The organism is Acinetobacter sp. YH12129, assembly GCF_013418685.1.
GTDB classification, from domain to species: domain Bacteria; phylum Pseudomonadota; class Gammaproteobacteria; order Pseudomonadales; family Moraxellaceae; genus Acinetobacter; species Acinetobacter amyesii.
In genome coordinates, this window is sequence record NZ_VPBP01000055.1 from 1 (window position 1) to 7,817 (window position 7,817).

The window sequence follows — 7,817 nt, forward strand, 5'->3', positions numbered from 1 at the left end:
ATCAACGATGCAGAAGAAATATGTAAAATCGAACATGGTGGCTGAAGGCTTAGGTTGTGTGGTAACTCCCTAATGGTTTTCAGTCACCTTTTTTTCAAGTTAATTTCTTATCCGCGATTCAGGTTAATTACATGCTTAGTCATTTTTGCTGATAAAAATACAGCCTATTTTATTTGAATAATCACTATTAACGATCACAGTCATAAAAAGCCACTATTTTTGGGCTTTAGACGCATAGAGCGCAGGCTGCGTTTTACGTACACTCTTTTTATTTTTTAGGTGCAGGATGCCAACACAGTTTTTTCCACGCTTATTCTTACTATTAGGCGGATTAGGATTTTTGGCTTTTGGTGTCGTACTCTCTATACATTCAAATTTAGGGACATCCCCTATTTCCTCGGTGCCCTACAGCTTTAGCTATATCTTTCCTCTCACCGTCGGCACATTAACAGTATTAATGCATATCATCATGATCCTGCTGCAAATGCTGATCTTAAAATCACGCTTTCAATGGATACAGTGGCTGCAATTACCCGTGGGAATTTTGTTTGGTGCATTTATTGACGGTTTAATGTGGCTGACCCAAGGCTGGAGCATAGAAAGTTACCCACTTCAACTCCTAGCTTGCTTGGCAAGTTGCCTGATTACTGCTTTAGGTGTGAGCTTAGTGGTCAAAGCCAGTCTAGTCCTCTTGGCCGCAGAAGGTCTCTATCAAGCCATTGCTGTTCGTTATCGCCTTGATTTTGGCAACTGTAAAACCTATGGCGACATCCTCTTGGTCAGTATTGCGGTTATCAGTAGTTGGCTGATCTTACATCAAGTCATCGGAGTCCGTGAAGGCACCATTATTACCGCACTTTTAGTGGGAACATTAGTTAAGCGGATCTTACCTAAATTAAGCTTCATTCAATTTGGCTCTAAGCCCTAAAACAAAACTCCATGAACATCGGTCTTAGTAGAGAGACATTTTAAAGCTCGATTGAATCGGGCTTTTTTTCTGGCGCGATTAAAATCTTTAATACAGAAATGAGTGTGATTTTTGAAAGGAATAGCTCAATTTTACAAATAAAAAAGGGAAAGATCTCTCCCAAAATCTTTCCCTTAGAATTGAATCTTTAGTCGATCCATCGTGTAGTTATTATAGTTATTTGTTAACTCACTAAAAAAAGAGTCCCTTGGGGAAGAGACTTATAAAAAGTGGAGTTATCGTTATGTGCCCTCTAGATGGTATATATATCTCTAGATGAATAAATCTTATACATAAAATTCAAGAAATGCAACACATTTGGCAAAATTTAAGTGTTGTTTTTATAAGGTTTTTTTTGAATTTGCTTATTTATATTATTAATATATTAATTGGTAAAAAAAAGCAGGCCAAAGCCTGCTTTTAATTCAATAACTTAACTAAAAATTCAAGAATTTATTAGTCGGTAAAAGTTACTTTTGCGATCGCTTTTTTGCTCGCTTGGATAATCAAAGTTTTGTTTTCTGACACAGCATAACCTGCATCAACCACTTCCCAATCCACTTTCACCGCGCCACGACCAATTGCATCTTTTGCTTGAGCAGCATTTTTAGTCAAACCCGCTTCACGCAAAATAGAAGTAATGAAAATCTCACCACCAAATGCACCACGAGAAATCGTCACTTCTGGTGTACCTTCTGGAAGTTCGCCTTCAGTAATCAAGTTACCTGCACCTTTGTGTGCATTTGCCGCAGCTTCTGCGCCATGGAAACGCTCAACCAATTCAAGTGCAAGAATTTTCTTCACTTCTTGTGGATTACGGCCTTCAGCCACTTCTTTGAGCAACTGTTGAATTTCTTCAATCGATTTAAAGCTCAACAAGTCAAAGTAACGTTCGATCAAATCATCTGGCATTGACAGCACTTTTTGGTACATCGCACCCGGTGCATCAAATACAGCAATATAGTTACCCAAAGATTTAGACATTTTATTTACGCCGTCTAAACCTTCAAGAATCGGCACAGTAATGCACACTTGAGACTCTTGGTCATAACGGCTTTGTAATGTACGACCCATCAGCAAGTTAAAGGTTTGGTCTGTACCCCCCAACTCTACATCCGCTTCTAGCGCAACTGAATCATAACCTTGCACCAATGGATATAAAAACTCGTGAATCGCAATCGGTTGATGGCTGTTATAACGTTTAGTGAAGTCATCACGTTCCAACATACGTGCCACAGTTTGCTGTGAAGCCAACTGAATCAAGTCAGCAGCAGTTTTTTGACCAAACCACTCTGAGTTAAACACAACTTTAGTTTTCGCTGGATCTAAGATCTTAAATACTTGTTCTTGATACGTTTTAGCATTTTCTAAAACTTTTTCACGTGACAACGGTGGACGCGTAGCACTCTTACCCGTTGGGTCACCGATCATGGCTGTATAGTCACCAATCAGGAAGTAAACTTCATGACCTAAATCTTGGAAAACTTTTAATTTATTAATCAGAACCGTATGACCTAAATGTAAATCAGGTGCAGTCGGGTCAAAACCCGCTTTAATTTTTAATGGGCGATTCTGCTTTAATTTCTTAAGAAGATCTTCTTCAGAAATAATCTCATGTGTGCCTCGTTGGATGAGGGCAAGTTGTTCTTCAGCCGGCAGGAAATTTGACATCACAAAATCCAAATAGATCAGTTATACAATTTGTGCGATATACTAACACTTTTTCAGCACATTGCAGGCTTAAGAATCATCATGACAGCGATCTACATTGGGGTAATGACCGGCACAAGCATGGATGGTGTCGATATTGTTGCTGCTTCTTTTGATCCTTTAGAGATTCATGCGACGCTCACACTTCCCTTTGACCCAGACCTTCGTGATGAACTGATGGCGCTCACTTTGCCTGATGATAACGAAATTGATCGCATGGGTAAGGCAGACGTTGCATTAGCTCAAATGATCGGTCATGGCATCAACGAATTGATCGAGAAAAATCAGCTAGATCGTAGTCAAATCAAGGCTATTGGCTCACATGGACAAACCATTCGCCACCGTCCTGAACATGGTTTTACCCTGCAAATTGGCGACCCCAATATTATTACCGAACTCACTAAAATCCCTGTGATTTCAGACTTTCGCCGCCGCGATATGGCTGCGGGTGGTCAAGGCGCACCTTTAGTTCCTGCGTTCCATCAAGCGCTTTTCCAACATGACACCATTCACCGTGTGATTTTAAACTTGGGCGGCATCGCCAATGTCAGTATGTTACCTGCAGGCAAACCTGAAAATGTCTATGGCTTTGATACAGGCCCTGCCAACATTTTAATGGATGCATGGTGCGAACGTTATACTGGTCAACCGTATGATGAAAATGGCAACTGGGCGGCTTATGGTCAGCCTATTCGCAGCCTGCTCGACCGCTTACAAGCGCATGAGTTTTTCTCTAAAGAACCGCCAAAAAGTACAGGTCGTGAAGACTTCAATCTAGAATGGTTAGATGAACAGATTCTCGATTGGCGTGGAGATCTCGAATATGACGAACTCGAAGATACGCCAGAAAACATTCAAGCAACCTTAATGAAACTCACCACACGTGCCATTAAAAAAGCCATTTACCGTTCTGATATGGATACTGGTGAAGTCTATGTCTGTGGTGGTGGTGCATACAATTCGCACCTTTTAGAACAACTGCGCTGGCGTCTACGTAAACATGAATGGACGGTGCAAAGTACCGCAGATTTAGGCTTAAGCCCAACATGGGTGGAAGCCACAGCCTTTGCTTGGTTGGCGATGCGCTTTGTCAATCAGCTTAGTGCAAATTTACCAAGTGTGACGGGTGCTGCTGGTTATCGTATCTTAGGTACAATCACTGCGGTTTAAGAGTCAAAAACATATAAAAAAGGTCTGCAATTGCAGACCTTTTTATTATTGATGAATTAACGCATCATATTTTTCGCATTTTCATTGCGAAATGCGCGTAAAATCTGTTGCCCTGCACGTCCTGTTGGACTTAAACCCAGTCGATTTTGCTCTTGTCGAATAGCTTGACGGGTTTTATCTCCAATTAATCCATCCACTTTACCAATGTCATAGCCACGGTTAAGTAAAAACTGTTGAATCTCTCGTCGTTCCGCACGTGAAGTCCCAGGATCATCGGTTGGCCATGTCGTACTAAAGCCACCCTTGCCTTGCAAGCGATCGGATAAATGCGCAATCGCTAATGCATAACTCTCTGCCGCATTATAGCTGTAGATTGCATCGAAATTTTTAAACACTAAGAACACAGGCCCACTTGCCCCAACCGGTGCCATTAAACCTGCTTGGCTCGATCCAGAAAGGTTACCTTGAATTAACGGCGTACCATCGGCACGCTGCAAACCACGATTCATCCAGCTGTCTAATGACTTTTTATTACGGCGACTTTCACCACTGATCGACATTCCTTCGGGAATTTTTACTTCAAAGCCCCACGGCTGACCAGTTTGCCAACCACGCTTTTTCAGGAAATTCGCAGTTGAAGCCAACGCATCTGTGGTGCTCGATACCAAATCACGGCGGCTATCACCATCAAAATCCACGGCCAGCTCTTCATAAGTGCTCGGCATAAATTGGGTATGACCAAATGCACCTGCCCACGAACCTTTCAATTGTGATTCATTTAAATCACCACGCTGCAAAATCCGCATGGCAGCAAAAAACTCACCACGGAAATAGCTTTGACGGCGGCCTTCACAACTTAAAGTGCCCAATGACTGTAATAAAGGATAGCTACCCGCAATATCACCAAAATTACTCTCCACACCCCAAACCGCAACCACGGTTTCAGCAGGTACACCATAAGCCGCTGCGACACGGTTTAATACATCACGATGCTGTGCCAATTTCTGCCGACCCAATTGTACACGCTCTTCATCCACCAGACCGGACAAATAGTCCCAAATCGGAGTTGAAAACTCAGGCTGATAGTTGAGCTTTTCAATCACAGAATAATCAGGTGTTAAATTTTGTGTATAGCGATCATAAGTGGACGCACTCACGCCAGCATTCATTGCTTGCGAGCGCAAATTGGCTAAACAGCCTTGAAAGTTATTTTGTGGTGAAATGCTGCTTGTTGCAGGCATGCTCGACGCATTGACAGACTGACCATTAATAATCAACTCGGCATTTGCCTGAGTTATTGCCAAAAAAGCAGTCCCGAAAACAAATCCTAAGTGATGCTTCATACCCTTGATCTTTTTTTGAATTTAAATTGTTGCTTTAACAATAGCAGCTCAAAGCAAAAGTTAAAGGTTCAAAACGTAAATTTAAATTCATAATTTCTACTTATTTAAATTCATTTTTTAAATTTAAATTCAAAAGCAGTTACCCACAACCCAACTTTAAATTCATTACAATCCAAACAGCGATTTAAATTCAAAACTTTTAAATTTAAAAATAAATTACGTGCATAAAAAGTTATCCACAAATTTAAAATGGCGTGAAAATTAATTTTTATTGTTAATAATCAAAATATTATAGGTTTTAAATACACTCTCTATAGATCCAATAATTCTACGCAACTTTTAAATTCAAATTTTTTAAATTTAAACACAGCGAAATGAATTCATTTTTTCAAATTTAAATTCATAAACTTTGAATTCATTGTTTTTGGTATAGGATTTTTTGAATTCAAATTCATAGTTTAAATTTAAAAACACAGTTCGAATTCAAAACGCATTAGTTATTTTTGATTTTGATTCACATACATCGCAGGCCATTGATACAGAAAAAACCATACGAAGATTAGCGCAGAATATTTATAAACGAACGAACACTTTATGATCAATAGTTTCTTATCGTTTCACCGATAAACGGTGTGATTTTGCAAAGAGGCGCAATGATGCCCGAACTACAGCAATAAAAAAAGCGGCCATGTGCATGACCGCTTTTTTATCATTCAAACTCAGGTTTAAATGGTCATATCTTCGCTAAGTGCCAATGGATTCGGCAAAATTTTCGCCAAAGCACGACATAAAGCTGTTAATTCAGCGGTATCGTTCGGCATTAAAGTGATGTGACCAATTTTGCGACCTTCACGCTCTGTTTTGTTATACAGATGCAAATGCGCGCCATTCAGTGCCAATACATCTTCAGATTTCGGATGTTGACCAATGATGTTTACCATGACCGTTGGACGAACAACTTCAGTCGAACCCAAAGGTAGACCTGCTACAGCACGAATGTGGTTTTCAAACTGTGAACACACTGCGCCTTCAATCGACCAATGCCCAGAGTTATGCACACGTGGCGCCATCTCATTGGCATATAAGCCTTTATCTGTCACAAACAGCTCTAGCGTCAAAACACCGACATAATTCAAATGATTGAGCAGGCGAGTAATGTAGTCTTGCGCAACTGGTTGTAAGTCTGCGCTGTTTGGCGCAGGCACAATCGAATGCGACAAAATGCCGTTGTGGTGGTGGTTTTCCGCCAATGGCCATGTTTTCACATCACCGTCTTGACCACGCACCGCAATGATTGAGACTTCACGTGAGAAGGTTACAAAGCTTTCCGCAATCAATTCACCAGCAGGGCCCAGTTCAGCCCATGCTTGATCCATTTGATCAGCGCTACGTAGCACAAATTGACCTTTACCGTCATAACCGCCACGCGATGTTTTCAGCACGATCGGTAAGCCCAGCTCCGCAACAGCAGTTTCTAAGCTCTCTAAAGACGTTACGGCCTTATACGGTGCAACGGGAATGGCCAACTCATCAAACAAGGCTTTTTCAGACAAACGATGCTGTGCAACCGCTAAAGCTTGACGCGGCGGGTGCAGTGCTTTGTTCTTGGTCAGCACATCAACATCTGCCAGCGGAGTATTTTCAAACTCTAAGCTGAAAACATCTGCGCTCTGAATGAAATCTTGCAAACCATTTTCAGCTTGAGTCGAAATCACTGGACCCAGCGCTGCAGAAGGGCAGTCGGTACTCGCTTCAAAGAAGGTGCATTGAATGTTTAAAGGCAATGCCGCTTGCGCCATCATGCGACCAAGCTGGCCACCACCAAAAATACCAATGGTTTTATCCATGAGAAATGCCCCTTAATTAAGCTTGACCCGGAATATTTTTACTCGCCACTTTATCGGTTTGCGCAGCACGGAAATCTGCAACATTTTTTGCGATTTCAGGCCGTGTTAAACCTAAAATTTGTGCAGCCATGATCGCCGCATTGGTTGCACCCGCTGGGCCAATGGCCAAAGTACCGACAGCAATCCCTGCAGGCATTTGTACAATTGAAAGCAGTGAATCAACACCATTTAGAATCGATGATTTTACCGGTACGCCGAGTACAGGCAAATCAGTCTTGGCTGCACACATGCCTGGCAAATGTGCTGCGCCGCCAGCACCGGCAATAATTACTTGAATACCACGATCACGTGCGGTTTCGGCATATTCGAATAATCGATCTGGAGTTCGGTGTGCAGATACTACTTCCGCTTCAAATGGGACGCCAAGCTGTTTGAGCATATTGGCAGTGTTTTCTAGCGTTGCCCAATCCGATTGAGAACCCATGATAATTCCAACGAGAGGAGTGTCTTGTGAAGCGGCCGCATTCATTGCAATGTTTCCAGAGATTAAAGTAAGAGAGAGTAAATCTCGACTAGAGCCAAGCTTTAATAAGAGCCCCGTATTATAGACTGAAAATTCATCTCATTGACATCCTCACCCCCTTAAAAGAGGATGATTCCTACAGCTAGACGCTTATGCCCAAGCGCAAGAATGTTTAGAGCTGAGTTTATATCTCGATCATGAGCTGTACCACAGCTCATGCACTCCCATTCTCTTATTCCAAGATCTGTCTTACCTTT

7 protein-coding genes are annotated in these 7,817 nt (G+C 41.7%); 2 read left to right on the plus strand and 5 right to left on the minus strand.

Annotated features, from left to right (window positions below; translation table 11 throughout):
• Positions 1 to 286 precede the first annotated feature (286 nt).
• On the plus strand, positions 287 to 928 hold the full coding sequence (locus FTU65_RS15695) for a YitT family protein (protein WP_180009617.1): 642 nt from the start codon (positions 287 to 289) through the stop codon (positions 926 to 928).
• A 495-nt stretch (positions 929 to 1,423) separates the two neighbouring features.
• On the opposite strand, the gene tyrS is transcribed toward FTU65_RS15695, so the two are convergent.
• Positions 1,424 to 2,656 carry a tyrosine--tRNA ligase gene (tyrS, locus tag FTU65_RS15700; RefSeq protein WP_171262600.1) on the minus strand — a complete coding sequence of 411 codons (1,233 nt, stop codon included), beginning with the start codon at positions 2,654 to 2,656 and terminating at the stop codon, positions 1,424 to 1,426.
• 63 nt (positions 2,657 to 2,719) lie between these two features.
• Between tyrS and FTU65_RS15705 the strand changes: the two genes are divergently transcribed.
• Complete coding sequence (locus tag FTU65_RS15705) at positions 2,720 to 3,847, plus strand: anhydro-N-acetylmuramic acid kinase (RefSeq protein WP_180009616.1); 1,128 nt, start codon at positions 2,720 to 2,722, stop codon at positions 3,845 to 3,847.
• A gap of 56 nt (positions 3,848 to 3,903) precedes the next feature.
• Here FTU65_RS15705 and FTU65_RS15710 read toward each other — a convergent pair whose 3' ends face one another.
• The 4 genes from FTU65_RS15710 to FTU65_RS15725 form a co-directional block, all read right to left on the minus strand.
• Entirely contained in the window at positions 3,904 to 5,190 is a 1,287-nt protein-coding gene (locus FTU65_RS15710) for a lytic murein transglycosylase (protein WP_180009615.1), read from the minus strand.
• Positions 5,191 to 5,915: 725 nt separating this feature from the next.
• On the minus strand, positions 5,916 to 7,037 hold the full coding sequence (locus tag FTU65_RS15715; RefSeq protein ID WP_180009614.1) for a 5-(carboxyamino)imidazole ribonucleotide synthase: 1,122 nt from the start codon (positions 7,035 to 7,037) through the stop codon (positions 5,916 to 5,918).
• 16 nt (positions 7,038 to 7,053) lie between these two features.
• On the minus strand, positions 7,054 to 7,566 hold the full coding sequence (purE, locus tag FTU65_RS15720) for a 5-(carboxyamino)imidazole ribonucleotide mutase (RefSeq protein ID WP_078189531.1): 513 nt from the start codon (positions 7,564 to 7,566) through the stop codon (positions 7,054 to 7,056).
• Between the two features lie 113 nt (positions 7,567 to 7,679).
• On the minus strand, positions 7,680 to 7,817 hold a 138-nt coding region (locus FTU65_RS15725), incomplete at its 5' end, for a zinc ribbon domain-containing protein (RefSeq protein ID WP_180009613.1).